The sequence below is a fragment of the Janthinobacterium sp. UMAB-60 genome, from assembly GCF_900095235.1.
Taxonomy (GTDB): domain Bacteria; phylum Pseudomonadota; class Gammaproteobacteria; order Burkholderiales; family Burkholderiaceae_D; genus Janthinobacterium.
The window spans coordinates 87,500-113,009 of the sequence record NZ_LT607487.1; the positions used below are offsets into that span (position 1 = coordinate 87,500).

A 25,510-nucleotide genomic window follows, 5' to 3' on the forward strand; every position below is an offset into this window, starting at 1 on the left:
GATGAATGAACTGTCCGGCGCCAGCGCCGACAACTGGGTAGCCATCTGCCCCTTGACCGACATCGTGCCCGACACGGGCGTGTGCGCGTTGCTGCAGGGGCGCCACGTGGCCGTGTTCCGCGTCGGCGATGCCGCGCCGCGCGTGTACGCCATCGACAATGTCGACCCGAACGCGGGTGCTTCCGTGCTCTCGCGGGGGCTGGTGGGCAGCATCGGCGAGCGCGTCGTGGTGGCGTCGCCGATTTACAAGCAGCATTTCGACCTGGCCAGCGGCGAGTGCATCGAGGCGCCCGAGCATTCGGTCGCCGTCTGGCCGACACGCGTGCTTGACGGCCTGGTCTGGGTGGCCATATGAACACCGCCGCACGGCCGTCTTTAGTCGTGGTCGGCAATGGCATGGCCGGCATGCGCACGGTCGAGGAGTTGCTGAAACTGGCACCCGACCTGTACGACATCACCGTCTTCGGCGCCGAACCGCACGGCAATTACAACCGCATTTTGCTGTCGCCCGTGCTGGCCGGCGAAAAGACGGTGGACGACATCATGCTGCACACGCGCCACTGGTATGCGCAAAACGGCATCACCTTGCACGCGGGTGACCCCGTGGTGCGCATCGCCCGCCAGGCGCGAAAGGTGGTGGCGCGGTCCGGCATCGAGGTGCGCTATGACCGCTTGCTGCTGGCAACGGGTTCGACGCCGTTCATCGTGCCCGTGCCGGGCCACGCGCTGCCCGGCGTGATCGGTTTTCGCGATATCGCCGACGTCGACACCATGCTGCAGGCGGCGCGCACGCACCGCCACGCGGTCGTCATCGGCGGCGGCTTGCTCGGGCTGGAAGCGGCCAACGGCCTGCAGCGCCAGGGCATGGATGTGACGGTGGTGCACATGAGCGGCGCCCTGATGAACCAGCAGCTGGACGCACCCGCATCGATGCTGCTGAAAACGGCGCTGGAAGCGCGCGGCCTGCGGTTTTTGATGCAGGCGCAAACGGCGGAAATCCTCGGCACCGACCGGGTGCAGGGCGTGCGCTTTGCCGACGGTACGTCGATCCCCGCCGACCTGGTGGTGATGACGGCCGGCGTGCGCCCGAACATCGCGCTGGCGCAAGCGGCCGGCTTGCACTGTGAACGGGCCATCGTCGTCGACGATTGCCTGCAAAGCTACGATCCGCGCGTGTATGCGGTGGGCGAATGCGTGCAGCACCGGCGCGCCACCTTCGGCCTGGTGGCGCCCATCTGGGAGCAGGCGCGCGTGTGCGGCGCCCACCTGGCCGGCGCCGGCCACCGGCGCTACGTGCAGCAGGCCAGCGCCACCAAACTGAAAGTGACGGGCATCGACCTGTATTCGGCTGGCGACATCCTCGGCGGCGAGGGCAGCGAAGACCTGGTGCTGCGCGATCCGCGCCGCGGTGTCTACAAGCGCCTGGTGGTGCAGGGCAGCCGCCTGGTGGGCGCCGTACTGTATGGCGAGGTGCAGGACGGTCCCTGGTATTTCGACCTGATCCAGCAGCGCCGCGACATCAGCGCGCTGCGCTCCCATTTATTGTTTGGCCAGGCCCTGTGCGGCCAGGCCGCCTGATAGGAAATCCCATGACAAGCCGCACGCCCGTAAAAACCACTTGCCCGTACTGCGGCGTCGGCTGCGGCGTGGAAGCGACACGCCTGCCCGATGGCGCCATCCGCATCGCCGGAGACGCCGCGCACCCGGCCAACCTGGGGCGCCTGTGCGTGAAAGGCTCGGCGCTGGGCGACACGCTGGGCGCCGAGAAGCGCCTGCTGCAGCCGCAAGTGCGCGTCGACGGCGTCTTGCAGCCGGCTTCCTGGGATGCAGCGCTGGACCGGGTGGCCGGCGGCTTGCGCGCCATCATCGATGAACACGGGCCCGACGCCGTCGCCCTGTACGTGTCGGGCCAGCTGCTGACGGAAGATTATTACGTGGCCAACAAGTTCATGAAAGGCTATGTGGGCAGCGCGAATATCGACACCAATTCGCGCCTGTGCATGTCGTCGGCTGTGGCGGGACACAAGCGCGCGTTCGGTGAAGACATCGTGCCGGGCTGCTATGAAGACCTGGAGCTGGCCGACATGGTGGTGCTGGTGGGGTCGAACACGGCCTGGTGCCATCCGATCCTGTTCCAGCGCATCGCCCGCATCAAGGAAAGCCGGCCGGAGATGAAACTGGTGGTGATCGACCCGCGCCGCACGGCCACCTGCGAGCTGGCCGATCTGCATTTGCCCGTGAAGCCGGGCACCGACGTGTGGCTGTTCAACGGCTTGCTGTGCTACCTGGCGCAGGAAGGCGTGATCGACGATGCGTTCGTCACGCGCCACAGCTCGGGACTGGATGCGGCGCTGGCGGCCGCGCATATGGATTGCGGCGACCCCTTGCAGGTGGCGCGCATCTGCAAGGTCGACCCGCACGCCCTGCTGGCGTTTTACCAGGCGTTTGCCGCCACGCGCAAGGTCGTCACGGCCTTTTCGCAGGGCGTGAACCAGTCGTCGAGCGGCACGGACAAGGTCAACAGCATCATCAACTGCCACCTGGCGACGGGGCGCATCGGCCAGCCCGGCATGGGGCCGTTTTCGCTGACGGGCCAGCCGAACGCCATGGGCGGGCGCGAAGTGGGCGGCCTGGCCAACATGCTGGCGGCGCACCTGGAACTGGATAATCCGCTGCACCGCGACACGGTGCAAACCTTCTGGGACTCGCCGCGCATGGCGAACAAGCCGGGCCTGAAAGCGGTGGAACTGTTCCACGCGATCGAAGCTGGCAAGGTCAAGGCCGTGTGGATCATTGCCACCAATCCGCTGGTGAGCATGCCGGACGCCGACCAGGTGCGCCGCGCGCTGGCCAAGTGCGAACTGGTGGTGGTGTCGGACATCAGCGCCGAATCGGACACGAACGCGCATGCCGACGTGCTGCTGCCCGCGCTGGGCTGGGGCGAGAAGGATGGCACGGTGACCAATTCGGAACGGCGCATCTCGCGCCAGCGCGCCTTCCTGCCGGTGCCCGGCGAGGCGCGCGCCGACTGGCAGGTGCTGTGCGAGGTGGCCACGCGCATGGGCTATGCCGGCTTCGATTTCACCTCGCCGCAAACGATTTTTGCCGAACACGCGCGCCTGTCCACCTTCCGCAACGGGGCGGAAACGGCGCGCCTGTTCAACCTGGCGGGCCTGGACAAGCTGGATGCGGCGCAATACGACGCGCTGGCGCCGCTGCAGTGGCCGCAGGGCAGGGCGCGCCTGTTCGGCGACGGCCGCTTCGCCCATGCGGACGGGCGCGCGCGCTTCGTGCCCACGCCGCCGCGCGCGCCGCGCAATGCTCCCGACGCAGAGTATCCGCTGATCCTGAACACGGGCCGGGTGCGCGACCAGTGGCATACGATGACGCGCACGGGCAAGGCGGCGAAATTGTCCGGTCACGTCGCCGAAGCGTTCATCGACCTCCATCCGCAGGATGCGCTGCTGTACAGCGTGCGCGAAGGCGAGCTGGCGCGCATTTCCAGCGCCTGGGGCGCGATGGTGGCGCGCGTCGTGCATGGCGGCGGCATCGCGCGCGGCCAGGTCTTCGTGCCGATTCACTGGAGCGACGCGAATGCCTCCGACGCGCGCGTGGGCGCCGTCGTCAACCCGGTCGTCGATCCCGTCTCGGGAGAACCCGAATTCAAGCACACCCCTGTGCGCATCGAGCAGTTCCGCGTGCACTGGCATGCGTTTGTGCTGAGCCGCACACCCTTGAACCTGGACGGCGTGGCGCACTGGACGCGCATCCAGGGCGAGCAATTCCTGCGCTATGAACTGGCGGGCCGCCAGCGCATCGGGGACCTGGGCGGCTGGGCGCGCGCGCTGCTGGGCGTCACGGACGACAAGGCCGACTGGCTCGATTACGCGGACGCCAGCGCCGGCGTGTACCGCGCCGTGCATCTGGATGAAGGGCGCATCGCGCAATGCGTGTACGTCTCGCCGCGTCCCGACCTGCCGTCGCGCAGCTGGCTGGCGGGCCTGTTTGCGCACGCGCAAATGGATGCGGCGGACCGCGCCGGCGTGCTGCTGGGCCAGCCCATCGGCAAGGGCGTCGACGCCGGTCCCACCGTGTGCTCGTGCTTTGGCGTGGGACGCAACACCATCTGCGCCGCCATCGTGGAGCAGAAGCTGACGACGACGGCGCAGGTGGCGGCCTGCGTCAAGGCGGGTGGCAATTGCGGCTCCTGCGTGCCCGAGATACGACAGTTGCTGCTTGAGGCGCGCAGCGCGGCCTGATAATCTGTCCTTTCCGGCACGGCTTTGTTATATTGCCAGCTCTATAACAGAGAGGCAGTGTGATGACAGCAGCACAACACCCCACGGTCTGGCTGACGGGCTTGAGCGGCGCCGGCAAGACCAGCATCGCGCTGGCGCTGGCGCAAGCGCTGAAGGCGCAGGGCCGCGCCGTGGCGCTGCTCGACGGCGACCAGCTGCGCCATGGCCTGAACCGCGACCTGGGTTTTACGCCGCAAGACCGGCATGAAAACATCCGCCGCACGGCCGAAGTGGCGCGCCTGATGAACGGGGCGGGCTTGACCGTCATCGCCGCCTTCATTTCGCCGTACCGCGCCGACCGCGCCATGGCCGCCGACATCATCGGCGCGGCGTATTTCATCGAAGTCCATGTCAGCACGCCGCTGGCCGTGTGCGAGGCGCGCGATCCGAAAGGCCTGTATGCGCAGGCGCGCGCGGGGCAGATCGGGCAATTCACGGGCGTTTCCGCGCCTTACGAGGCGCCGCTGGCGGCCGCGCTGACCCTGGACGCGGGCACTCTGGCGCTGGACGAGTCGGTCGAGCGCATCTGCCGGCACCTGCGGCAGCGGCCATGACGACCTGGCGCAAACGCTTGCGCCGCCGCTTGCCCGCCAGCCTGAAGGCGCGCATGAGCGTGGTCGTCTTCCTGCTCGTGCTGGCGGCCGTCGCCTCGCTGGCGCTGGCCACCCTGAGCGTGGCCGAGCGCGGCATGCGCGACGTGACGGGACGCCAGCAGTATGTATCGCTGGCCAGCGCCGCCGTTTTCATCGATGAAGAACTCGATGCCAGGCGCAATGTGCTGCGCGCCATCGCCGACAGCCTGGCGGCCGGCGGCGCGCACGATGGCGCCGGCCTGCAGCGCTTCCTGGCCGCGCAAACGGTGCTGGGCAAGGAGTTTTATACGGCCGGCGTGGTGGCCGCCGATGGCTCCCTGCTGGCCAGCGTGGGCCCCTTCAAGCCGCAGGCGGGGATGAACCTGACAGGCCGCCCGTATTTCGACCAGACGCTGGCGACCCGGCGTTCGGTGATTTCCGCGCCGCTTAACGGCAGCATTTCCGGCATGCCCATCGTGGTGGTGACGCAGCCCGTGTTCGACGCGCAGGGCGCCGTGCGTTATGTGCTGGCGGCCAGCGTGAACCTGCGCCAGCCCGATTTCCTGGGGCGCCTGGGCGCGCTCAAGCCGGGCACGGGTGGCTATCTGTACATCATGACCAGCGAAGGCGTCATCGTCGAGCATCCCGACAAGTCGCGCATCATGCAGCATATCGACGCGCATGGTCCCGTCAGCGAACCGACGCGGCGCGCCATGCAGGGCTTCGAGGGCTGGCTGACGGGCACCACCACGCAAGGCGTCGATGCCTTGTTCGCCTACCACCGCATCGCCTCGACGGGCTGGATACTGGCGTCCGTGTATCCCATGAGCGACGCGTTCGCGCCGCTGCACGCCATTCGCAGCAAGATCCTGCTGGCCGCCGTGCTGCTGGCGGCGCTGGCGGGGCTGGCCGGCTGGCGCGTGGTGCTGCGCCTGCTGCAGCCTTTGGAGCGCTTGCGCCGCCAGGTGCACCAGATCCGCCGCCAGCGCCTGGGCATCGAGGCGCTGCAGATCGAGCGGCGCGACGAAATCGGCGACTTGAGCCGCGATTTTTACTCGCTGGTGGCCGAGCGCGAAATCGCCGAGGCGCAGACGCGCGACAGCGAACGGCGCCTGAAACTGCTGACGGACCATGTCCCCGTGGTGATCGTCTACATCGACCGCGAGCACCGCTACCAGTTCATCAACGCGACGTTTGAAAAATGGTTCGGCCGGTCGCGCAAGGAAAGCATGATGCAGTCGATACGCGAGGTGCTGGGCGAAGAAGCGTATCAATTGCGCGAAGCCTACTTGCAGCGCGCCTTTTCGGGCGAGGAGGTCGAATATGAATTCACCATCGACGGCGAGGGGGAGGCGGGCCGGCGTGCCTTTCAGACCAGCTATGTGCCCGATGTGGGCGAGAGCGGCGCGGTAGAAGGCGTGTATGGCCTGATCCACGAAATCACCAAGACCAAGGCGGTGCATACGGCGCTGCAGTTTGCCGCCGCCACCGACACCCTGACGGGCATCGCCAACCGCCGCCGCTTCGACGAACAGCTGGCGCAAAGCATGCAGCGCACCCGCGTGGCGCGCGCGCCGATGGCGCTGGCCTATCTCGATATCGACCGTTTCAAGGCCATCAACGACAGCCTGGGGCACAAGGCGGGCGACGAGGTGCTGAAGGAATTCGCCGCGCGGCTGGTGCGCAGCGTGCGCGCCAGCGACCTGGTGGCGCGCCTGGCCGGCGATGAATTCGTGATCATTCTCGAAGGCGTGAACAGCGCGGCAGAAGTGCGCCAGATCGGCGCGAAGATCATCGAGGCCATCCGCCAGCCGTTTGAGCTGGCCAGCGGCCCGCTGCCGGTGACGACCAGCGTCGGCATCGCCATCTTCCGCGAAGGCGCGCTGACGCCGGCGCAATTGCTGGACCTGGCGGACCAGGCCCTGTATGCCGCCAAGGGGCAGGGCCGCGATGGCGTGGCGCTGCTGGAGGCGGCGCCGTAGGTATTACAGAGTGGCAGTCCAGTGGTCGAGCTGCTGCGTGGTGGCCGTGACGCCGCCGCAGACGATGACGAGCACATTGCGGTAGGGCGCCAGTTCCGGCACCTTGCCATAGACGGCAGCCAGCGCCGCGCCGCAGGCCGGCTCCACCACCAGGCGCTGGTCGCCAATGAAGCGCTGGCAGGCATCGACGGCGGCCTTGTCCGACACTACCACGCTGTGCAGCAGGCGCGTCTGGCTGATGGCGTAGGCTTGCGCGCACACCTGGCGCGCGGCCAGCGAAGTGGCGATGCTGCTCACGGCGGGCAGGGCCACGTGGTCGCGCGCGGCCACGGCGGCGGCCAGCGAGGCCGCGCCTTCGGTTTCCACAGCCACCAGGGCCACGTCGTCCCAGCCGTTGCGCTGCAAGCCTTCGGCCACGCCGGCCAGCAGGCCGCCGCCGCCCACCGACAGCACCACCGCGTCCGGTTTCAGGCCAGCGCTGGCCACTTCATCGATCATGCCCGCGTGGCCCTGCCACAGCAGCGGGTCGTCGAACGGATGCAAAAAGGCGTCTTGCGGCGTGAGCATGGATTGCGCCAGCGCATTCGCTTCTTGCCAGGCGGCGCCGTGCACGATGACTTCGGCGCCTTCCTGGGCGATCAGGGCCCTGGCCCGCGCGCTGGTCGTTTCCGGCACCACGACGATGACGGGAATGCCCAGCTGGCGTCCCGCATAGGCGACGGCGATGCCGGCATTGCCGCCGGAAGAAGAGATGAAACGGCTGGCGCCGCGCCGCGCGTATTCTTCGCAGGCGAGGCCGATGCCGCGGATCTTGAAGGAGCCGGGCGGCTGCAAGGCTTCGAGCTTGAGCCAGATGGCGCGTTCGCTGTGCAGGCTCAGGGCGCGCGAGTTGAGCAGAGGGGTTTCGATGTGCAGGGCCATGCGTGTTCCTGGTAAACGGTCAGGCCAGCATCATAGCCGAAGCGCCCGTGCCACCATGCCACCGTTGCCGCAAGCGGCCTTAATTCAGGGGCGCGCTCTTGAGCTGATGCGTGCGCGCCACTTCCTTCATTGCCTCGAGCAGGTCGTCGCGCAGCTGGCGTGGCAGCTTGCCGAAGAATTCCTCGTCATTCTGGTCGGCCATCTCGGCCAGCACGGGCACCAGCGCTTCGCCTTCCGTGGTCAGTTCGATCGAATGCTGGCGGCGGTCGGCCAGCAGGATGGACTTGCTGACCATGCCCTTGCTTTCCAGGCGGTCGATCAGCTTCGACACGGCGCCCTTGCTCATGCCGGACACTTGCGCCAGCACCGTGGGCGAGGTGCAGCCCAGGCGGAACATTTCGCGCAGCACCACCCATTCGGACACCGTCACGCCATTGGCTTCCGCTTTTTTCTGGAAGCTGTGGGAAACGTGGTTGGAGACGAAACGCAGCCAGTAGCCGAGATGGGCTTCCAGCTCGCTGACGGGAACGCGATTGGGATGGGCGGTTTGCGGCATGCCGGCCGTTTCAAAATTATGGCTCATTTCTTTTCCTTCACTGGGCGGCGTTGTCGGCATGGTTAGGGCCTTGGCGCTTGCTGTCGAGTGGTTTGTTGGGGAATAATCATCGTGCTTGAGGTAGTTTTAACACTGTTTTCACAGGAAATCACTGAGCGGCAAAGAGTTTTTCCTCATTTCCTTGCTCTGGATAGATAAAAAGCAATATCAAGCGGGTAATCGTATTGCCGGAGAGGAAGATTAAAAAAATAACTCATGTTGCATCAATGGTAACAGCTTTTTTGCCGAATTGATAAATATTTCATCTGCAATCGATGTCGAATGACAGCGGCTTGTTACTGCTGCCATTCAGCTGAACCGTTCCACCAGAAAATCGACGAAACTGCGCAACTTGGGCGAGCGGTAGCGGTCCGGCAAGTAGACCACGCTTAACGGCCGGCTGGGCAATGCATGCGTGGGAAACAGCTGGACCAGGCGGCCCGCCAGCACGTCCGTTTCCAGCAGAACGGCCGCTTGCAGCACGATGCCCATGCCATGCAATGCGGCAACGCGCAGCGCCTGGCCGTGGTTGACTTGCAGGCGACCCGAGACGGGCACGCTGCAGACGTCGTCCTGCTGGCCCGTCAGGCGCCAGTGCGCCAGGGCGGCGGGCGAAAAGGACAGGCATTCGTGCTGGCTCAGGTCGGCCGGCTGGCGCGGCGTTCCCTTGCGCGCCAGGTACTCGGGCGAGGCGCAGATCATCAGCCGGTAGGGCGCCAGCGGCCTGGCGATCAGCGACGAATCGGGCAGTTGGCCGATACGGATGGCAGCCTCGAAGCCTTCCTCGGCCAGGTCGACCACGCGGTCGCTCAGGACCACATCGATGCTCACCTCGGGATAGCGCTCCAGGTAGTCGGCCATGGCGGGCATCAGCGCTTCCGCGCCGAAGGTGAGGGGCGCCGTGATGCGCAGCTTGCCGGCGGGCGCCAGTTGCAGGTTTTGTGCCTGGACATCGGTTTCTGCCACCAGCCTGAGGATTTCCTTGCAGCGCGCATAGTAATCCTCGCCGAAGGCGGTCAGGTGCTGGCGCCGGGTGGTGCGCTGGAGCAATTGCATGCCCAGGCGTTTTTCCAGCGTCCGCAGGTGGTTGCCGGCCATCGTCGCGGAGATCCCGCAGGCGGCTGCGGCAGCGCTCAGGCTGCCTTTTTCCACGGCCAATACGTACACCTTCATGCTGTCGAGTAAATCCATTGGCAATCCTCGGTGTTAAATCATTGAATCAAACCATAGTTTATCTATTAATGATTTTAAATGACACTGCTGTTTGTTCCGCCAGCGCGCGGCCACCCTGACACATTGCCCGAGAACAGACCATGCAAGCCATACAACTGACCGCTCCTTCCCTCACCGCGTTTCGCCCGACCGAGCTGCCCGAGCCGCAGGCCGGCCGGGGCGAGGTGCTGCTGCGCCTGCGCGCCGCCACGCTGAACTTCCTCGATGTGGCCATTGCGACGGGCAACTTTGCCGGCGCGGCCTTTCCGCTGATCCCCGTCGCCGACGGCGCGGGCGAAGTGGCGGCGCTGGGCGACGGCGTCAGCGGCCTGGCCGTGGGCGACCGCGTCATCCCCCATTTCATGCCGCAATGGCAGGGCGGCGCCATCACGCCGCACAATGTCGGCGCGATGCGCGGCGTCACCTTGCCGGGCTCGCTGGCCGAGTACGTGGCCGTCCCCGCCGCCAGCCTGGTCGCCTTGCCGGCTCACCTCGATTTCGTCCAGGGCGCGGCGCTGCCCATCGCGGCGACGACGGCCTGGAATGCCGTGCGTTCCGCGCCAGTGCGCCCCGGATCCGTGGTGTTGTTGTTGGGAACGGGCGGCGTCAGCCTGTTTGCCTTGCAGTTCGCCAAGGCGTCGGGCGCCACGGTGATCCTGGCGTCGTCCAGCGATGAAAAACTGGAACGTGCGCGCCAGCTGGGCGCCGATTACCTGATCAACTACCGGGCCACGCCCGCCTGGGACGCCGAAGTGCTGAAACTGACCGGCGGGCGGGGCGCCGACCTGGTGGTCGAGACGGTGGGTGGCGCCACCATCGTGCGTTCGCTCAACGCGGCGGCGGTGGGCGGCACGGTCTTCACGGTGGGCTTTGTCGGCGGCACGGCCGCCAGCATCGACTTGCTACCCGTCATCGTCAAGGCCTTGCGCATCGTCGGCAACAACACCGGTTGCGTGGCCGACCTGGCGCAGGCGGTGCAAGCCATCGCCGCGCATGGCATCGTGCCCGTCATCGACCGCGTGTTCAGCCTCGACGACACGGCCGAAGCGTATGCGCAACTGGCTGCCGGCGGTCGCCACTTCGGCAAGCTTGCCATCGTGCACTGAGCCGGGGAGGCCAGGTCTTGCCCGGTGATGGTGCCTGTCACGGCCCGTGGGAGAGTCGCCGTCAGGTGGCCACGTGCACTTTCACGTTGGCATCGCGCAAGACCTGGGCAAAGCGGGCCGGCGGCGGCGCATCCGTAAACAAGATATCGATTTGCGCCAGATCGGCCAGGCGCACCAGCGCCTTGCGGCCGAATTTATGCTGGTCAGCCACCAGCCACACTTCGCGCGACTGCTCGATGATGGCTTGCGCCACCTTCACTTCGCGCGCATCGAAGTCGCGCAGGCTGCCGTCTTCGTCGATGCTGGAAATGCCGATGATGCCGATGTCGACCTTGAACTGGCGGATGAAGTCGATGGTGGCTTCGCCCACGATGCCACGGTCGCGTCCGCGCACCACGCCGCCGGCCACGATGACTTCGCAGGCGGCGTTGTCGGCCAGGATGGCGGCCACGTTCAGGTTGTTCGTCACCACGTGCAAGCCCGTGTGCTGTCCCAGCGCGCGCGCCACTTCTTCGGTGGTGGTGCCGATATTGATCAGGAGCGAACAGCCATGCGGCACTTGCGCCGCCACGGCGGCGGCGATGCGCCGCTTGGCGTCGCTGTTGAAGACCTGGCGCTGGCTGTAATCGATGTTTTCCACGGACGAGGGCAAGCCCACGCCGCCGTGATAGCGGGCCAGCAGGCGCGCTTCTTCCATCTGCTTGACGTCGCGCCGCACGGTTTGCGGCGTGACGTCGAGTTGCTGGGCCAACTCCTCGACCGACATGGTGACTTTCTGGCGCACCACTTCAAGCAAGCGGCGCTGGCGGGGATTCAAATTCATGGGCGTGTCTCTTTAAAATTGCATAAGCGAACAAAATCGAACAAATGTGGGTGAAAACATGTTGCTATGAGTTCGATTTATGACGTAATCTTATCCATATTGCATTCGTATGACATCCGTATTGATCTTAACCACAGTCGCCGGGTGTGCCTAGTCTTTCTTGGTCGCTTGTCCTTGATAACGATGGAGTCCCGATGGCCTCAATGCAGCAGGGAATCGACGCAGTGCCGCAGCCGGCGATGGCATGCGACGTACTGGTGGTGGGCGGCGGCATCAACGGCGCCGGCATCGCGCGCGACGCGGCGGGCCGGGGCTTGTCCGTGGTGCTGTGCGAAAAAGACGACCTCGCCGCGCACACCTCGTCCGCGTCCACCAAGCTGATACACGGCGGCCTGCGCTACCTCGAATACTATGAGTTCGGCCTCGTGCGCAAGGCGCTGATCGAGCGCGAAGTGCTGCTGCGCTCGGCGCCGCACATCATGTGGCCCTTGCGTTTCGTCATGCCGCACGCCAAGGGCCAGCGCCCGGCCTGGCTGATACGCGCCGGCCTGTTCCTCTACGACATGCTGGCGAAGCGCGAAATCCTGCCCGCCTCGCGCGGCATCGACCTGACGCGCCACGCGGCGGGAGAGCCGTTACAACCCCGGTTCAAGCGCGGCTTCGTGTATTCCGACGGCTGGGTCGACGATGCGCGCCTGGTGGTGCTGAACGCCATCGACGCGTCGGACAAGGGCGCGACCATCCTGACGCAGACGCGCTGCATGGCCTTGCGGCGCGACGGCGCGGGTGCGGACGCTTCCTGGCTGGCCACCTTGCGGCAAGGCGACGGGCGCGAACTGGCCGTGTGCGCGCGCAGCGTCGTCAATGCGGCAGGGCCGTGGACGGCCGAGTTCCTGCAACAGGCGGCGCCCGGCGGACAGGGCCGGCATTTGCGTTTGATCAAAGGCAGCCATATCGTCGTCAAGCGCTTGTTTGAGCATGATCATGCCTACATCTTCCAGCATCCCGATGGACGCATCGTGTTTGCCATTCCGTATGAGCATGATTTCACCCTGATCGGCACCACCGACCTCGACTACCACGGTGACAGCGGCAAGGTGGAAATCGATGACGTGGAAATCCGTTACTTGTGCGAGCTTTCCAGTTACTATTTCAGCAAGCCAGTCAATCCTGCCGACGTGGTCTGGATGTATGCGGGCGTGCGCCCGCTGGTGGAAGACGCGGCGGCCGACGCCAAGGCCGTCACGCGCGATTACCGCTTCGAGCTGGACCGGGAAGGCGCGCCGCTGCTGAGTATCTTCGGCGGCAAGATCACCACGTTTCGCAAGCTGGCCGAGGAAGCGCTGGATTTGCTGGCGCCCTTGCTGGGCAATACGCGGCCAGCCTGGACGGCCAACGCCTGCCTGCCCGGCGGCGACGTGTTCGGCAGCACGCCGCAGAACCGCTCCGTGCGCGAGTTCGGCCAGTTCGTGCAGGGCTTGCAGCGCGACTATGCGTGGCTGCCGGCGCCGCTGGTGGCGCGCTATGCGCGCGCCTACGGCACGCGCATCCACGTGCTGCTGGCCGGGCGGACAGACGTGGCGGCCATGGGCGAGGCAATCGCCGCCGGCCTGTACGCCGCCGAAGTCGATTATGTTCGGCGCCATGAATGGGCCGTCAGCGCGGCCGACATCCTGTGGCGGCGCTCCAAGCTGGGCCTGCACCTGCCGCGCGAGACGGCATCCCGGCTTGATTTCTGGCTGTCGCAGCACCCGTTGTTGTCGTAAGCGGAATACGTAGGCGACCGCGCCCCGCAGAGGGTGCGGCGAAGAACAGGAAACCATCACTGGGGAGACGCGCGTGCAACTGGTACTGGACAGGATCAGCAGGAAGCAGGGGGCGGACGATTATTTATATCCGATGTCGCTGGCGCTGGTGCCGGGCGCCATCAACGTCTTGCTGGGCACCACGCGTGCCGGCAAGACGACCCTGATGCGCGTGATGGCGGGCCTGGACAAGCCCAGCGGGGGCACCGTCACGGCCGATGGCGTCGACGTGACGGGCGTGCCCGTCAGCCGCCGCAACCTGGCCATGGTGTACCAGCAATTCATCAACTATCCGGCTTTTACCGTCTACGACAATATCGCCTCGCCCTTGCGCTTGCGCAAGGTGCCCGAGGAGCAGATCCGTACCAAGGTGCTGGCGCTGGCCGAGCGCCTGCATATCACGCCGTATTTGCAGCGCACGCCGGGCGAACTGTCGGGCGGCCAGCAGCAGCGCACGGCGCTGGGGCGCGCGCTGATCAAGGATGCCTCGCTGCTGCTGCTCGACGAGCCCTTGGTGAACCTCGACTACAAACTGCGCGAGGAATTGCGCCGCGAATTGACGGAACTGTTTTCCAGCGGCAGCACGACGGTCGTGTACGCCACCACGGAACCGCTGGAAGCGCTGCAGCTGGGCGGCCACGTGGCCGTGCTGCACGAGGGACGCCTGCTGCAGCAGGGGCCGACCCTGGACGTCTTCAACGCGCCCAATTCCATCGATGTGGCGCGCACCTTCAGCGACCCACCGATCAATCTGATCCCCGCGCGCGTCGATGCGCAGGGCGTGGCGCGGGCGGCGGACGGCCTGGCGATTCATCTGAGCGGCGAGCAGCGTGCCCGCCTGGGCGACAGCACGGACGTGATCCTCGGCGTGCGCGCGCACAGCCTGCATCTGTCTCCCCAGTCCGAGGGCGACATGGCCATCGCAGCGACGGTGGACCTGGCCGAAATCAGCGGCTCGGAAACCTATGTGCATGCGCGCCGCGGCGAACTGGCCCTGGTGGCGCAAATCGGCGGCGTGCACAACCTGGAGATCGGCAGCGCCTGCACCGTGTATTGCCAGCCGCATGCCTTGCTGATCTTCGCCGACGATGGCGGCCTGCTGTTCGCTCCTGTGCAAGGAGGGATGTGACATGGCGCGCATCGAACTGCTCGACCTGGCCCACGCCTACAAACCGAACCCGACGGCCCCCGCCGACTATGCGCTGCGGCCCATGAGCATGGCGTGGCATGACGGCGGCGCGTATGCCTTGCTGGGGCCGTCCGGCTGCGGCAAGACGACCTTGCTCAATATCATCTCCGGCCTGGTGAAACCGTCGCATGGCAAGGTGCTGTTCGACGGCAAGGACGTGACGCAGCTGCCCACGGAAGCACGCAATATCGCGCAAGTGTTCCAGTTCCCCGTCATCTACGACACCATGACCGTGCACGACAACCTGGCGTTTCCGCTGCGCAATCGCGGCTGGAAAGAGAGCGAGGTGAAAAAGCGCGTGCAGCAGGTGGCGCAGATGCTGGAACTGACGGGCGACCTGAAGCTGCGCGCCAGCGGCTTGTCCGTGGACGCCAAGCAAAAGATTTCGCTGGGACGGGGGCTCGTGCGCCCGGACGTGGCGGCCGTGCTGTTCGATGAACCGCTGACGGTGATCGACCCGCATTTGAAATGGCTGCTGCGCAGAAAACTCAAGGAAATTCATCACGAACTGAAGTTATCGTTGATCTACGTCACGCACGACCAGGTGGAAGCCTTGACCTTTGCTGACCAGGTGGTCGTCATGACGCAGGGCGAAGTGGTGCAGACGGGCAGCGCGCAAGCGCTGTTCGAGGAACCCGAGCACACGTTTGTCGGCTATTTCATCGGTAATCCGGGCATGAACTTGCTCGATTGCACTCTGGACGATGGCGGGGCGAGGGTGGCGGGCCAGCCGCTGGCCGTGTCCGCCGCCGCCCGCGCGGCCCTGGCTGGCGCGCAAGGGAAAATCACGCTGGGCGTGCGGCCGGAATTCGTCGAATGCCTGCCGGCGGGCGCGGGTGGCGAACATTGCCTGGACGCCACGGTGACTGCCGTGCGCAACATGGGCACGCATTATCTGGCGGAATTCCAGCTGGGTGGCGCCACGGTGGCGGCCAAGCTGCGCGCCATCGACGCCGTCGCGGGGAATGCCGTGCGGCTGCGCTTTCCACCGCAACGCACCTTGTTCTATGTCAACGATAAGCGGGTGGCCTGATGATACATAACGGTAAAACCGATAACAACCGCCGCGCCTGGCTATTGATCTTGCCCGTGCTGCTGTGCGTGGCCTTTTCCGCCATCCTGCCCCTGATGACCGTGGTGAACTATTCCGTGCAAGATATCCTGAGTCCCACGCAAAAGGTATTCGTCGGCACCGAATGGTTCCGCATGGTCATGCTCGACGGCGACTTGCACAGCGCCTTGCTGCGCCAGCTGCTGTTTTCCGGCTCCGTGCTGGCGATCCAGATTCCGCTGGGTATTTTGATTGCCCTGTGCATGCCGGCCGATGGCTGGAAGGCGTCGCTGGCGCTGGTGCTGATCGCGCTGCCCTTGCTGATACCCTGGAACGTGGTGGGCACCATCTGGCAAATCTTTGGCCGCGGCGACATCGGCCTGATGGGCTACACCCTGAACCAATTGGGTTTTGATTACAATTACAACGGCAACTCGCTCGACGCGTGGCTGACGGTGATGGTGATGGATATCTGGCACTGGACGCCGCTGGTGGTGCTGCTGTGCTATGCGGGCTTGCGCGCCATTCCCGACGCGTATTACCAGGCGGCGCGCATCGACGGCGCCTCGCGCCTGGCCGTGTTCCGCTACATCCAGCTGCCGAAACTGCGCAATGTGCTGATGATCGCCGTCTTGCTGCGCTTCATGGACAGTTTCATGATCTACACGGAACCGTTCGTGCTGACAGGTGGCGGTCCCGGCAATGCCACTACCTTTTTGTCGCAATACCTGACGCAAAAGGCCGTGGGCCAGTTCGACCTGGGGCCGGCCTCGGCGTTCTCCCTGATCTATTTCCTCATCATCCTGCTGTTCTGCTTTGTGCTGTACACGTGGATGCAGCGCGTCGGCACGGGAGACCAGAAATGATGCACAAGAAAATCAGTGCCACCATCCTGATCGTCTTCCTGCTGGGCTCATTGTTGCCCATCTACTGGATGCTCAATATGTCGCTCAAGACCAACGAGGAAATCGTCGGCGTGCTGAGCCTGTGGCCCCAGCAATTGACGTTCGCCAATTACAAGACCATCTTTACGGACCCATCGTGGTACAGCGGCTACCTCAATTCCATGATCTACGTGGCGCTGAACATGGTGATGTCGGTCACGGTGGCCTTGCCGGCCGCGTATGCCTTTTCCCGCTACAACTTTGTCGGAGATAAACATTTATTCTTCTGGCTCTTGACCAACCGCATGACGCCGCCCGCCGTTTTCCTTGTACCGTTCTTCCAGCTGTATTCGACGGTGGGCCTGATGGATACGCATCTGGCCGTGGCGCTGGCGCACATGGTCTTCAACGTGCCGCTGGCCGTGTGGATTTTGGAAGGTTTCATGTCCGGCGTGCCGAAGGAAATCGACGAGACGGCGTATATCGACGGCTACAGCTTTCCCCGCTTCTTCCTCCGCATCTTCTTGCCGATGATCAAGTCGGGCGTGGGCGTGACGGCCTTCTTCTGTTTCATGTTCAGCTGGGTGGAATTGCTGCTGGCGCGCACCTTGACGTCCGTCAACGCCAAGCCCATCGCCGCCACCATGACGCGCACGGTGTCGGCGGCCGGCATGGACTGGGGCGTGCTGGCGGCGGCGGGCGTGCTGACCATCGTGCCCGGCGCGCTGGTGATCTGGTTCGTGCGGCATTACATCGCCAAGGGTTTCGCGATGGGGAGGGTCTGACATGGAAAACAATACCGATAGCACAGCGAGCCTGTTCGGCTGGATGGCGTGGACGCCGGAAGTGGCCATTTTTTTCATTTGCATCGGCTTGATGCTCGCTGGCATGACGGTGTGGCAAATCCGCTCGCCCAGCATAGCGCGCAAGGGCTTCCTGCCTATGCCCACCACGCGCGGCGACCGCCTGTTCATCGGCTTGCTCACGGCGGCGTATGTCAACCTGGCCTGGGCGGGGTTCACGGAAATGCAGCAGGCGATCGGGGCAGCGATCAGTTTTGTTTTACTGCTAATTGTAATGCGTTGGGGATGACCGGCTTGCCGGTGTTGATGGAGGCCGTGCCGCCAGCAGGCGGCCGGTAAAAACGATAAGGAGATTCACGATGAAATTGAAGTTCACGGTCTTCGCGGCGGTGGCCATGCTCGTGTCGAATGCGGCCCTGGCCGACGCCAAACAGGCGCAAACCTGGATCGACAAGGAATTCCAGCCATCGAGCCTGAGCAAGCAGCAGCAACTGGCTGAAATGAAATGGTTCATCGATGCGGCGGCCAAGCTGAAAGCCAAGGGCATCAAGGAAATTTCCGTGGTCTCGGAAACCATCGACACCCACGTCTACGAATCGAAGACCCTGGCCAAGGCGTTCGAGGAAATCACGGGCATCAAGGTGCGCCACGACATCATCCAGGAAGGCGACGTGGTGGAAAAGCTGCAAACCTCCATGCAGTCCGGCAAGAGCATCTATGACGGCTGGATTTCCGATTCCGACCTGATCGGCACCCATTACCGCTATGGCGCCGTGGAACCGCTGTCCGACTACATGGCCGCCAAGGGCAAGGAATTCACCAATCCCGGTCTCGATTTAAAAGATTTCATCGGCATCAGCTTTACCACGGCGCCTGATGGCAAGGTGTACCAGCTGCCCGACCAGCAATTCGCCAACCTGTACTGGTTCCGCGCCGACTGGTTCGCGCGCAAGGATTTGCAAGCCAAGTTCAAGGCCAAGTATGGCTACGAGCTGGGCGTGCCGCAAAACTGGTCCGCGTATGAAGATATCGCCGATTTCTTCACGAATGACGTGAAGGAACTGGATGGCAAGAAAGTCTATGGCCACATGGATTACGGCAAGAAAGATCCATCGCTGGGCTGGCGCTTCACCGATGCCTGGCTGTCGATGGCCGGCGCGGCCGACAAGGGCATCCCGAATGGCTTGCCCGTCGACGAGTGGGGTATCAAGGTGGCAGCCGACAAGTGCACGCCCGTGGGCGCGTCCGTTTCACGCGGCGGCGCCACCAATTCCCCGGCGGCCGTGTATGCGCTGACGAAATACATCGACTGGATGAAGAAGTACGCGCCGCCGCAGGCGAACGGCATGAATTTCTCGGAAGCGGGCCCGGTGCCGGCGCAGGGAGAAATCGCCCAGCAAATCTTCTGGTACACGGCATTTACGGCCGGCATGACGAAGCCGGGCTTGCCAGTGGTCAACAAGGACGGCACGCCGAAATGGCGCATGGCGCCGTCGCCGCACGGCCCGTACTGGAAAGAGGGCATGCAGAACGGCTACCAGGACGTGGGTTCCTGGTTCCTGTTCAAGTCCACGCCGGACGACCGCAAGGCCGCCGCCTGGCTGTACGCGCAATTCGTCACCTCGAAAACCGTGTCGCTGAAGAAATCCATCGTCGGCCTGACCTTCATCCGCGATTCCGACATCCGCCACGATTATTTCACGAAGCACGCGAACGAATACGGCGGCTTGATCGAGTTCTACCGCAGCCCAGCCCGCGTGGCGTGGACGCCGACGGGCAACAACGTGCCCGACTATCCGAAGCTGGCGCAGCTGTGGTGGAAGAACGTGGCCACGGCCATCACGGCGGAAAAAACGCCGCAAGCCGCCATGGATAACCTGGCCGAGGAAATGGACCAGGTCATGGCGCGCCTGCAGCGGGCCGGCATGAAGGCGTGCGCGCCCAAGCTCAATGCCAAGGGCGATCCGAATCAGTACTTGTCGGACCAGCATGCTCCATGGAAAAAGCTGGCGAATGAAAAGCCGAAGGGTGAAACGATTGCCTACGATAAATTATTGCAGGCTTGGAAAGAAGGCAAGGTAAGGTAAACTGCTTGCGCTGTCCTGAGGGCACGGAGTGCATCCGTTCCGTGCCCGTTTTTACCCGTTTTTGTATTACCAGACAATGAACAAATACATACTTGCTGTAGACCAGGGCACCACCAGTTCGCGCGCCATCCTGTTCGACCATGCGGGCCGGCCGCACGCCAGCGCGCAGCGCGAATTTCGCCAGATTTTCCCCCAGCCGGGCTGGGTCGAGCATGACGCGAACGAAATCTGGGCTTCGCAAGAGGGCGTGCTGCAGCAGGTGCTGCGCGACAGCGGTGTTTCGGTTTCGGACGTGGCCGCCATCGGCGTGACCAACCAGCGCGAAACGACGGTGCTGTGGGACCGCGCCACGGGCGAGCCCGTCGCCAACGCCATCGTCTGGCAAGACCGGAGAAATGCCGCCTATTGCGAGCAACTGGTCGAGCAGGGCAAGGCGGACCTCATCCAGCAAAAGACGGGTCTCGTGCTGGACGCCTATTTTTCCGCCACCAAGTTGAAATGGCTGCTCGACAACGTGCCCGGTGCCCGCGCGCGCGCCGAGCGGGGCGAGCTGGCCTTCGGCACCATCGACAGCTGGCTGATCTACAAGATGAGCGGCGCCCACTTGACGGACACGAGCAACGCGGCGCGCACCATGCTGTTCAATATCCACACCCTGCAGTGGGACACGGATCTGCTGGCGCTGCTGGACATTCCCGCTTCCCTGTTGCCCGACGTCGTGCCATCGAGCGGCGTGGCCGCGCACACGCGCGTGGACTTGCTGGGCGTGTCCGTGCCGATCGCCGGCATCGCGGGCGACCAGCAGGCGGCCACCTTTGGCCAGGTGTGTCTGAAGCCGGGCATGGCGAAAAATACCTACGGCACGGGCTGCTTCATGCTGATGAACGTGGGCAAGCGCCCCTTGCCATCGAAAAACCGGCTGTTGACGACGGTGGGCTGGAGCCTGGGTGCGGATGCCAAGCAAACCGATTATTTGCTCGAAGGCAGCGCCTTCATCGCGGGCGCGGCCGTGCAGTGGATGCGCGATGGGCTGGGCATCATCCGCGACTCGTCCGAAGTGGAAGCGCTGGCCACCAGTGTGCCCGATTCGGGCGGCCTGGTCTTCGTGCCCGCGTTCGCCGGCCTCGGCGCGCCGTATTGGGACCCGTATGCGCGCGGCACCCTGATCGGCATCACGCGCGGCACGGGCAAGGCGCACATCGCGCGCGCGGCATTGGAAGGCGTGGCCTACCAGAACGTGGACGTGTTGTCCGCCATGCAGGATGACGCGGGCATCGCGCTATCCGAATTGCGCGTCGACGGCGGCGCGGCGCGCAACGACATGCTGATGCAGTTCCAGGCCGATATTCTGAACGTGCCCGTGGTGCGCCCCGTGGTGACGGAAACGACGGCCCTGGGCGCCGCCTACCTGGCGGGCCTGGCCGTGGGTTTCTGGGCATCGCAGGAAGAAATCGCCGCCCAGTGGCAGGTGGGACGCCGTTTCGAACCGGCCATGGCGGCCGACGAACGCCTGACGCGGCTGCATAAATGGCAGCGCGCGGTGGAGCGCTCGCGCGACTGGAGCGAATGACTAACGGGCATTTTTCCTTTCGCCGAGTTAATCATCGCGTGCAGCGTCTGTCAGCATTGCAATAATCTGATCGAAGTCCTGTTTTGATCCAATGCTGCGCCGATAGTGTGTTGCCATCATATTCCGGAAGCCTGGCAAGTCAATCAGGATTTTTTTTGCCAATTCCAACGGTGTCTGGTGAAAAGAGTTTTCCTTTGCTACGAGGTGTGCTTGATGTTCGATCAAAAGGAATACGATGTCGGCATATCCCATGTGCACGGCCGTATGGAGCGCGGTGTTTCCCTCTTCGTAAGTGCCCTTGGACGTGTCCGCCTGATGTGTCAATAGCATGGAAACACAGTGTTTTGACCGGGCAGTAGCCGCAGCATGCAAGGCGGTGCGGCCCAGGTAGTCTTGGGCATTGATATCGGCACCAGCAGTCAGGAACAGCAGAATCAGTTGCGCATCACTTGCATCGGCCGCCATCATCAAGGGCGTCTGTCCTTTGAAGTCTGCCATGTTAACCTGTTTGGGCCATGCTTCAGCCAACAGATGAATGGCATAATGCCAATGGGCCACGAACTTTTCCACCTTGCTTACTTCGCCTTGCAGGTCGGAAGAGACCGCGGCACGCAGTATGGGCAGCTTTCTTGCAAATTTATCCTGCATCTTCAGCCACGCCATGAGCACGGTGTTGCTGCGCACCTCACGGATAGTGCCTTGTCTGAGCGTTTTGGCATTGCGTTTCATCCACTGCTTCAAGGCATCCCATTTGCCTTCGATGATGATAGGCAGAGCTTCCTGGATGAATGTTTGGGCCTGTTCTTTTGCTAATGGCTGAGCGCTCTCTATGCACGGGTAGGGTTTGTAGAGTTCGTCCCAGAAGTAGTCGGAAACACATATGGCGGTGTCTTCCAGTGATGTCACCTGGTGCTGAAACATGCCATAGGCGAGCATATTGCGATGGTATTTTTCATGATTGTTAGGAATCAAGCCCAGATTGGCAACTTCGATGGCAAACGCATCCTTGGCGATTTCACCGCGCAGAGTGCCAAAATTTCCGTCGTCGCAGGCGTCGAGGGCGGCCCGCATCAGCTTTGCCGCGTCGTCGAACGCATTTTGCGCCAGCAGGTGTTTGGCGCGGTACTGCAGCAAGGGCGCTTTCCATGTCGCATGGCCAGCGCTGGCTTCGGCTTCTGCAAGGAGCGCTTCCACCCTGTGCTGGACATCGTTTGACCTGTTCGTGTGGCGGCAATTCAAAAGCTCGGCCAGTTCCAGGATGCTGGCGCCCACCATTTCGGCAGGCGTTGCAGCCAATTCCCGCAACCGTTGAATCGCCAGCAGCCTGGTTTTCAAGGGTAAGGAAGTCGATTTTGCAACATGGCTGACGACGGCATAGCAGGCTTCACCCTGGAGCGTCCGCCAAGGTGAGGCGGTACGGACTCGCTCCAGCAAGGACTGTAATCGGATGTTTTCTTCATGTTCTTCCTTCAATCGCCGGCATTTGCTTGCGATAAGGGTTGTGGCAGTGTGCATGTCGAGCGCTACGAGGTCTTCCAGAGCATCGCCTTCAGCGAGTTTCGCGAACCGGCGCGTCAGCAGGTCGGCCACGGGGAGATGCCCCCCGTTTTTAATGGAAGGCAAGATCGACAGAAAGATATCCGCCTTGTCCCAGGGGGGCAGCCGCGACTCGAACAGGATGTCTTCCTCATCCTGGGTGTCGGAGTTTTTCCAGGCATCAACGGTCAGGTTGTAGATGGTGCCGAAGATGCCCGCCAATTGCAGCAGCTTGTTTTGAGACGGGTCTGTACAAGTTGCCTGTACGCCCGGACAGAGGAACTTCAGCAATCTGATGTATCCATCCTGCACCATGCGGGCGACCCGCAATCGTTGCCGGATCATGGCCATGCCTGGTTTTGCATAACGTGTCAACAGTGCCTGTACGAAAACCAGCTTCTCGTCGTCGCTGGCGGATTCATCCATGATAGCTTCAAGCCGCCCGGGCTGCGTCATCGGAATCTGATCGCGAAGGTCGTTCGCAGATAAATTCCTGGATTGAACGAAGGCGAGGGCAGCTTCAAATTTGACTTGCTCAGCAAGGTCTTCTGCAAGTTCAAATACGCCTTTGAACACCAGGTTGGCGTCGTCAGAGAAGTATTCATTGATCGACGTGACGCGCGGGATAGATGCGTTTTTCCAGTTGTATAAGTTCCTGACGATGGAGTCCCTGTCGGTATTTCCGTCATCAGGCGATTCTGTCCCGACGCCTGCCTTGCCGATGGAGCAGTCCAGCAGGTCGATGAGCCAGTCAACAACGTGCGGCACAGGCAGCTCCATTGTCCCCGTGGTGACATTGACGTGAGGCAAGAACCAGAATGCTCCGCCCGGCATTCCTTTGTCGAACGCGCCGTCGAGATTCCAGAACGCGATTCTGCGAGCCAGGTTTGGAACATAGCAGTATCCTAGAAGATGCCATACCACCTGACGCTGGTCTGCATTCGCTGTCGATGTGTTGAGTTCAACAGCCTTGTGGTCTCCCTCCCATTCTCTCATTCCCCGGACCGCATCACGGCAAGCTGCCGCATCCATATCCAGGCTATTAAAGATGGCGCTGCATATGTCAGCCGCCATCTCCTGATGGTTTTTGTTACGCATGCCGAGATTGGCGAATTTGTCCTTGGCCTTGCTTGAATAGGGAATTAAATCAAGGCTTTGATGGATTTCAAGTAACAGCGCGTCAAAGGTAGGAATGGTTGCCATTGTTTTTTCGCTTTCATTGGTTTGATTGCAACAATGTTCCCACGTCGCTTGTGCCGGTGTCACGGAAACTTCTCGTCCCCTCCCCATCTCCATGGATATTTGCGGAAAATGTCAAATATTGAGGGGGAGGGGCCGGGGTTTTTCGTAGCCTTTTAGTAATTTCTTGGGCAAAGTGAGGGCCTATCAAACAACCGGAGTGTGCCGTGAGCCTTACCCCCACCATGTGTGTACGCGAACTCGTCGTCAATTGGCATGTTACCGAAGTGTGTAATTATGGCTGCCGCTATTGCTATGCAAAGTGGGACGATGGCGGATCGACGCAGGAATTGATACACGATGGTGCCGCTATCAAAGCATTGGTCGAGGAGGTCGGGCGTTTTTTTAAACCTGGCAATTCGGGCAATCCGCTGTGGCCGAGTATGCATTGGGAATCGTTGCGGCTGAACCTGGCTGGTGGGGAACCGCTGCTGTATGCCGAGAAGTCGCTCGACGTCATCCTGCATGCCCGGCGATGGGGTCTTGAGACCTCCGTTATCACTAATGGCAGTCGTCTGACGCCTTCCTTGATGCAGGCGCTGGCGCCCCATCTTACGATACTGGGGCTGAGCCTGGACTCCTCGGAATATAAGACCAATTTGGGTATCGGACGAGTTGATCGCCAGTTGCGCATGCTGTCGATGCCTGCGTTGGTTGACATGATTGCTTTGGGCCGGCAGATCAATCCCCGGCTTCGGCTCAAGATCAATACTGTCGTCAACGCATTGAACTGGCAAGAAGACATGGGCAACTTGATTGCCAGTCTGGCGCCGGAGAAATGGAAAATCTTGCGCATGCTGCCCAAAATTACGGATGATCTGGCCTTGTCTGACGCCCAGTTTGACACCTTCGTCCGGCGCCATGCCCACCTTGACCATGGCGTCCGCGTGGAGGATAACGCCGACATGACCGAGTCCTACTTGATGATTGATCCATATGGCCGTTTCTTCCAGAACAAACCTGGGGAAAAAGGCTATCGATATAGCGACTCCATTCTCGACGTCGGTGCCGCCCGGGCATTTTCCCAGATCAATGTGTCGACAAGGAAGTTCTGCTCCCGCTACGCAGGCGAGTTGGGGGAGCTGCAGGCATGAAATGGCGGCCCGCCTGTCCTTTTGCCGTACTTACTCTGGCGCAGGTTTGATGAACACCCTGGTTGGCCATGCCAGCCACCATTGGCGCCCGTTTGGGGTAGGCAGGCCTTCATCTCAAGAATGCGTAGTGTCTATTTATGGCCGTGCGAAATACACGGCGTACCCCACCGTTTCGCGCGGCACGGAATACAGGTCGCGCAGCTCGAAGTAGGGCGCGTGCACCTGGCCGCTGACGGTGATGCCGGCCCGCTCCAAAGCCAACCGGAAGCGGAGCACATGAAAATATTGCGTGGCCACCATGGCTGACTTCCAGCCGTGCGCGCGCATCAATGCCGCCGCATTGCGGGCCGTGGCGTCCGTGGTCCAGCCTTGATTATCCTCAATGATGGCGCTGGCCGGCACGCCGCGCTTGACCAGATAGCGGGCCATCGATGCGGCCTCGTCGAAGCCTTCCTTGCCCGTGGCTCCGCTGACGAGGATGCGCGGCGCCAGTCCAGCCTGGAATTGCGTCAGCGCCGCATCGAGCCGCGCCTGCAGCCGGGGGCTGGGCGTGCCGTCGGGCAGGATCGTATTGCCGGGCACGACGATCACGTCGGCGGGCGCCAGCTTGTCGTGCAGGCCCGCCAGCACCAGGGCGGCGGTGGCCAGCAGAAAAACACCCGCAGTCGTCAAGCCCAGCACAGTTATTTTTCGCATCGTTCATCATCGAGTAGGGAATGGATGCATGATACCCGTCCATTCCT

Annotated in this window: 21 protein-coding genes; 15 read left to right on the forward strand and 6 right to left on the reverse strand. The window is 63.1% G+C overall.

Translation table 11 applies throughout. From position 1 onward, the window contains the following. Position 1 precedes the first annotated feature (1 nt). From nirD to K0F86_RS11835, 5 genes are all read left to right on the forward strand, one after another. Positions 2-355, forward strand: a complete 354-nt coding sequence (gene nirD / locus K0F86_RS11815) for a nitrite reductase small subunit NirD (protein ID WP_219134713.1) — start codon at positions 2-4, stop codon at positions 353-355. Beyond that, positions 352-1,578, forward strand: a complete 1,227-nt coding sequence (locus K0F86_RS11820; protein ID WP_219134573.1) for an NAD(P)/FAD-dependent oxidoreductase — start codon at positions 352-354, stop codon at positions 1,576-1,578. The genes nirD and K0F86_RS11820 overlap by 4 nt, the downstream gene beginning before the upstream one ends. A gap of 11 nt (positions 1,579-1,589) precedes the next feature. Next, on the forward strand, positions 1,590-4,259 hold the full coding sequence (locus K0F86_RS11825) for a nitrate reductase (protein WP_219134574.1): 2,670 nt from the start codon (positions 1,590-1,592) through the stop codon (positions 4,257-4,259). A gap of 62 nt (positions 4,260-4,321) precedes the next feature. Beyond that, positions 4,322-4,852: an adenylyl-sulfate kinase gene (gene cysC, locus K0F86_RS11830; RefSeq protein WP_219134575.1), complete on the forward strand. Its 531-nt coding sequence runs from the start codon at positions 4,322-4,324 to the stop codon at positions 4,850-4,852. Then, a complete protein-coding gene (locus K0F86_RS11835) occupies positions 4,849-6,852 on the forward strand; it encodes a diguanylate cyclase domain-containing protein (RefSeq protein WP_219134576.1) in 2,004 nt (667 codons plus the stop codon). Before cysC ends, K0F86_RS11835 begins: the two co-directional genes overlap by 4 nt. Before the next feature lie 3 nt (positions 6,853-6,855). Here K0F86_RS11835 and K0F86_RS11840 read toward each other — a convergent pair whose 3' ends face one another. The 3 genes from K0F86_RS11840 to K0F86_RS11850 form a co-directional block, all read right to left on the reverse strand. Continuing rightward, positions 6,856-7,773: a pyridoxal-phosphate dependent enzyme gene (locus tag K0F86_RS11840; protein WP_219134577.1), complete on the reverse strand. Its 918-nt coding sequence runs from the start codon at positions 7,771-7,773 to the stop codon at positions 6,856-6,858. Between the two features lie 79 nt (positions 7,774-7,852). Continuing rightward, positions 7,853-8,356, reverse strand: a complete 504-nt coding sequence (locus tag K0F86_RS11845; protein ID WP_219134578.1) for a MarR family winged helix-turn-helix transcriptional regulator — start codon at positions 8,354-8,356, stop codon at positions 7,853-7,855. Between the two features lie 321 nt (positions 8,357-8,677). After that, positions 8,678-9,559 (reverse strand): LysR family transcriptional regulator, encoded by an 882-nt coding sequence (locus tag K0F86_RS11850; protein ID WP_219134579.1) that lies wholly within the window; start codon positions 9,557-9,559, stop codon positions 8,678-8,680. 122 nt (positions 9,560-9,681) lie between these two features. On the opposite strand from K0F86_RS11850, the gene K0F86_RS11855 reads away from it, so the two are divergent. After that, complete coding sequence (locus K0F86_RS11855) at positions 9,682-10,686, forward strand: NAD(P)-dependent alcohol dehydrogenase (RefSeq protein WP_219134580.1); 1,005 nt, start codon at positions 9,682-9,684, stop codon at positions 10,684-10,686. Positions 10,687-10,747: 61 nt separating this feature from the next. Here K0F86_RS11855 and K0F86_RS11860 read toward each other — a convergent pair whose 3' ends face one another. After that, the gene (locus tag K0F86_RS11860) at positions 10,748-11,509 is read right to left on the reverse strand and encodes a DeoR/GlpR family DNA-binding transcription regulator (RefSeq protein ID WP_219134581.1); all 762 of its coding nucleotides are present in this window, start codon (positions 11,507-11,509) and stop codon (positions 10,748-10,750) included. 194 nt (positions 11,510-11,703) lie between these two features. On the opposite strand from K0F86_RS11860, the gene glpD reads away from it, so the two are divergent. The 8 genes from glpD (at position 11,704) to glpK (ending at position 20,898) form a co-directional block, all read left to right on the forward strand. Then, positions 11,704-13,275: a glycerol-3-phosphate dehydrogenase gene (gene glpD / locus K0F86_RS11865; RefSeq protein ID WP_374197280.1), complete on the forward strand. Its 1,572-nt coding sequence runs from the start codon at positions 11,704-11,706 to the stop codon at positions 13,273-13,275. Between the two features lie 73 nt (positions 13,276-13,348). Continuing rightward, complete coding sequence (locus K0F86_RS11870) at positions 13,349-14,443, forward strand: ABC transporter ATP-binding protein (RefSeq protein ID WP_219134582.1); 1,095 nt, start codon at positions 13,349-13,351, stop codon at positions 14,441-14,443. Position 14,444: 1 nt separating this feature from the next. Next, positions 14,445-15,536, forward strand: a complete 1,092-nt coding sequence (locus tag K0F86_RS11875) for an ABC transporter ATP-binding protein (protein WP_219134583.1) — start codon at positions 14,445-14,447, stop codon at positions 15,534-15,536. Then, positions 15,536-16,420 (forward strand): carbohydrate ABC transporter permease, encoded by an 885-nt coding sequence (locus K0F86_RS11880; RefSeq protein WP_034754965.1) that lies wholly within the window; start codon positions 15,536-15,538, stop codon positions 16,418-16,420. The genes K0F86_RS11875 and K0F86_RS11880 overlap by 1 nt, the downstream gene beginning before the upstream one ends. Next, complete coding sequence (locus tag K0F86_RS11885) at positions 16,417-17,223, forward strand: carbohydrate ABC transporter permease (protein WP_374197281.1); 807 nt, start codon at positions 16,417-16,419, stop codon at positions 17,221-17,223. The genes K0F86_RS11880 and K0F86_RS11885 overlap by 4 nt, the downstream gene beginning before the upstream one ends. A gap of 31 nt (positions 17,224-17,254) precedes the next feature. After that, positions 17,255-17,530, forward strand: a complete 276-nt coding sequence (locus tag K0F86_RS11890; protein WP_219134716.1) for a DUF2160 domain-containing protein — start codon at positions 17,255-17,257, stop codon at positions 17,528-17,530. 70 nt (positions 17,531-17,600) lie between these two features. After that, positions 17,601-19,328: an ABC transporter substrate-binding protein gene (locus tag K0F86_RS11895; RefSeq protein WP_071076569.1), complete on the forward strand. Its 1,728-nt coding sequence runs from the start codon at positions 17,601-17,603 to the stop codon at positions 19,326-19,328. Between the two features lie 76 nt (positions 19,329-19,404). After that, complete coding sequence (gene glpK / locus K0F86_RS11900; protein WP_219134584.1) at positions 19,405-20,898, forward strand: glycerol kinase GlpK; 1,494 nt, start codon at positions 19,405-19,407, stop codon at positions 20,896-20,898. 27 nt (positions 20,899-20,925) lie between these two features. Here the strand turns inward: glpK and K0F86_RS11905 are convergent, their stop codons facing one another. Further along, a complete protein-coding gene (locus K0F86_RS11905) occupies positions 20,926-23,700 on the reverse strand; it encodes an ankyrin repeat domain-containing protein (RefSeq protein ID WP_219134585.1) in 2,775 nt (924 codons plus the stop codon). Positions 23,701-23,840: 140 nt separating this feature from the next. Between K0F86_RS11905 and K0F86_RS11910 the strand changes: the two genes are divergently transcribed. Further along, positions 23,841-24,767, forward strand: coding sequence for a viperin family antiviral radical SAM protein (locus K0F86_RS11910; RefSeq protein WP_219134586.1), 927 nt, complete (start codon positions 23,841-23,843; stop codon positions 24,765-24,767). A 135-nt stretch (positions 24,768-24,902) separates the two neighbouring features. On the opposite strand, the gene K0F86_RS11915 is transcribed toward K0F86_RS11910, so the two are convergent. Then, positions 24,903-25,463, reverse strand: a complete 561-nt coding sequence (locus K0F86_RS11915) for a YdcF family protein (protein ID WP_257572117.1) — start codon at positions 25,461-25,463, stop codon at positions 24,903-24,905. Positions 25,464-25,510: the final 47 nt, after the last annotated feature.

Excerpts from the sequence above, each read along its gene's own strand:
- nirD (WP_219134713.1), top strand. The coding sequence starts at position 2 with ATGAATGAACTGTCCGGCGCCAGCGCCGACAACTGGGTAGCCATCTGC.
- K0F86_RS11845 (WP_219134578.1), bottom strand. The coding sequence starts at position 8,356 with ATGAGCCATAATTTTGAAACGGCCGGCATGCCGCAAACCGCCCATCCC.
- K0F86_RS11915 (WP_257572117.1), bottom strand. The coding sequence starts at position 25,463 with ATGCGAAAAATAACTGTGCTGGGCTTGACGACTGCGGGTGTTTTTCTG.
- K0F86_RS11825 (WP_219134574.1), top strand. The coding sequence starts at position 1,590 with ATGACAAGCCGCACGCCCGTAAAAACCACTTGCCCGTACTGCGGCGTC.
- K0F86_RS11880 (WP_034754965.1), top strand. The coding sequence starts at position 15,536 with ATGATACATAACGGTAAAACCGATAACAACCGCCGCGCCTGGCTATTG.
- K0F86_RS11895 (WP_071076569.1), top strand. The coding sequence starts at position 17,601 with ATGAAATTGAAGTTCACGGTCTTCGCGGCGGTGGCCATGCTCGTGTCG.
- K0F86_RS11855 (WP_219134580.1), top strand. The coding sequence starts at position 9,682 with ATGCAAGCCATACAACTGACCGCTCCTTCCCTCACCGCGTTTCGCCCG.
- glpK (WP_219134584.1), top strand. The coding sequence starts at position 19,405 with ATGAACAAATACATACTTGCTGTAGACCAGGGCACCACCAGTTCGCGC.
- cysC (WP_219134575.1), top strand. The coding sequence starts at position 4,322 with ATGACAGCAGCACAACACCCCACGGTCTGGCTGACGGGCTTGAGCGGC.
- K0F86_RS11860 (WP_219134581.1), bottom strand. The coding sequence starts at position 11,509 with ATGAATTTGAATCCCCGCCAGCGCCGCTTGCTTGAAGTGGTGCGCCAG.
- K0F86_RS11840 (WP_219134577.1), bottom strand. The coding sequence starts at position 7,773 with ATGGCCCTGCACATCGAAACCCCTCTGCTCAACTCGCGCGCCCTGAGC.
- glpD (WP_374197280.1), top strand. The coding sequence starts at position 11,704 with ATGGCCTCAATGCAGCAGGGAATCGACGCAGTGCCGCAGCCGGCGATG.
- K0F86_RS11820 (WP_219134573.1), top strand. The coding sequence starts at position 352 with ATGAACACCGCCGCACGGCCGTCTTTAGTCGTGGTCGGCAATGGCATG.
- K0F86_RS11885 (WP_374197281.1), top strand. The coding sequence starts at position 16,417 with ATGATGCACAAGAAAATCAGTGCCACCATCCTGATCGTCTTCCTGCTG.
- K0F86_RS11850 (WP_219134579.1), bottom strand. The coding sequence starts at position 9,559 with ATGGATTTACTCGACAGCATGAAGGTGTACGTATTGGCCGTGGAAAAA.
- K0F86_RS11875 (WP_219134583.1), top strand. The coding sequence starts at position 14,445 with ATGGCGCGCATCGAACTGCTCGACCTGGCCCACGCCTACAAACCGAAC.
- K0F86_RS11835 (WP_219134576.1), top strand. The coding sequence starts at position 4,849 with ATGACGACCTGGCGCAAACGCTTGCGCCGCCGCTTGCCCGCCAGCCTG.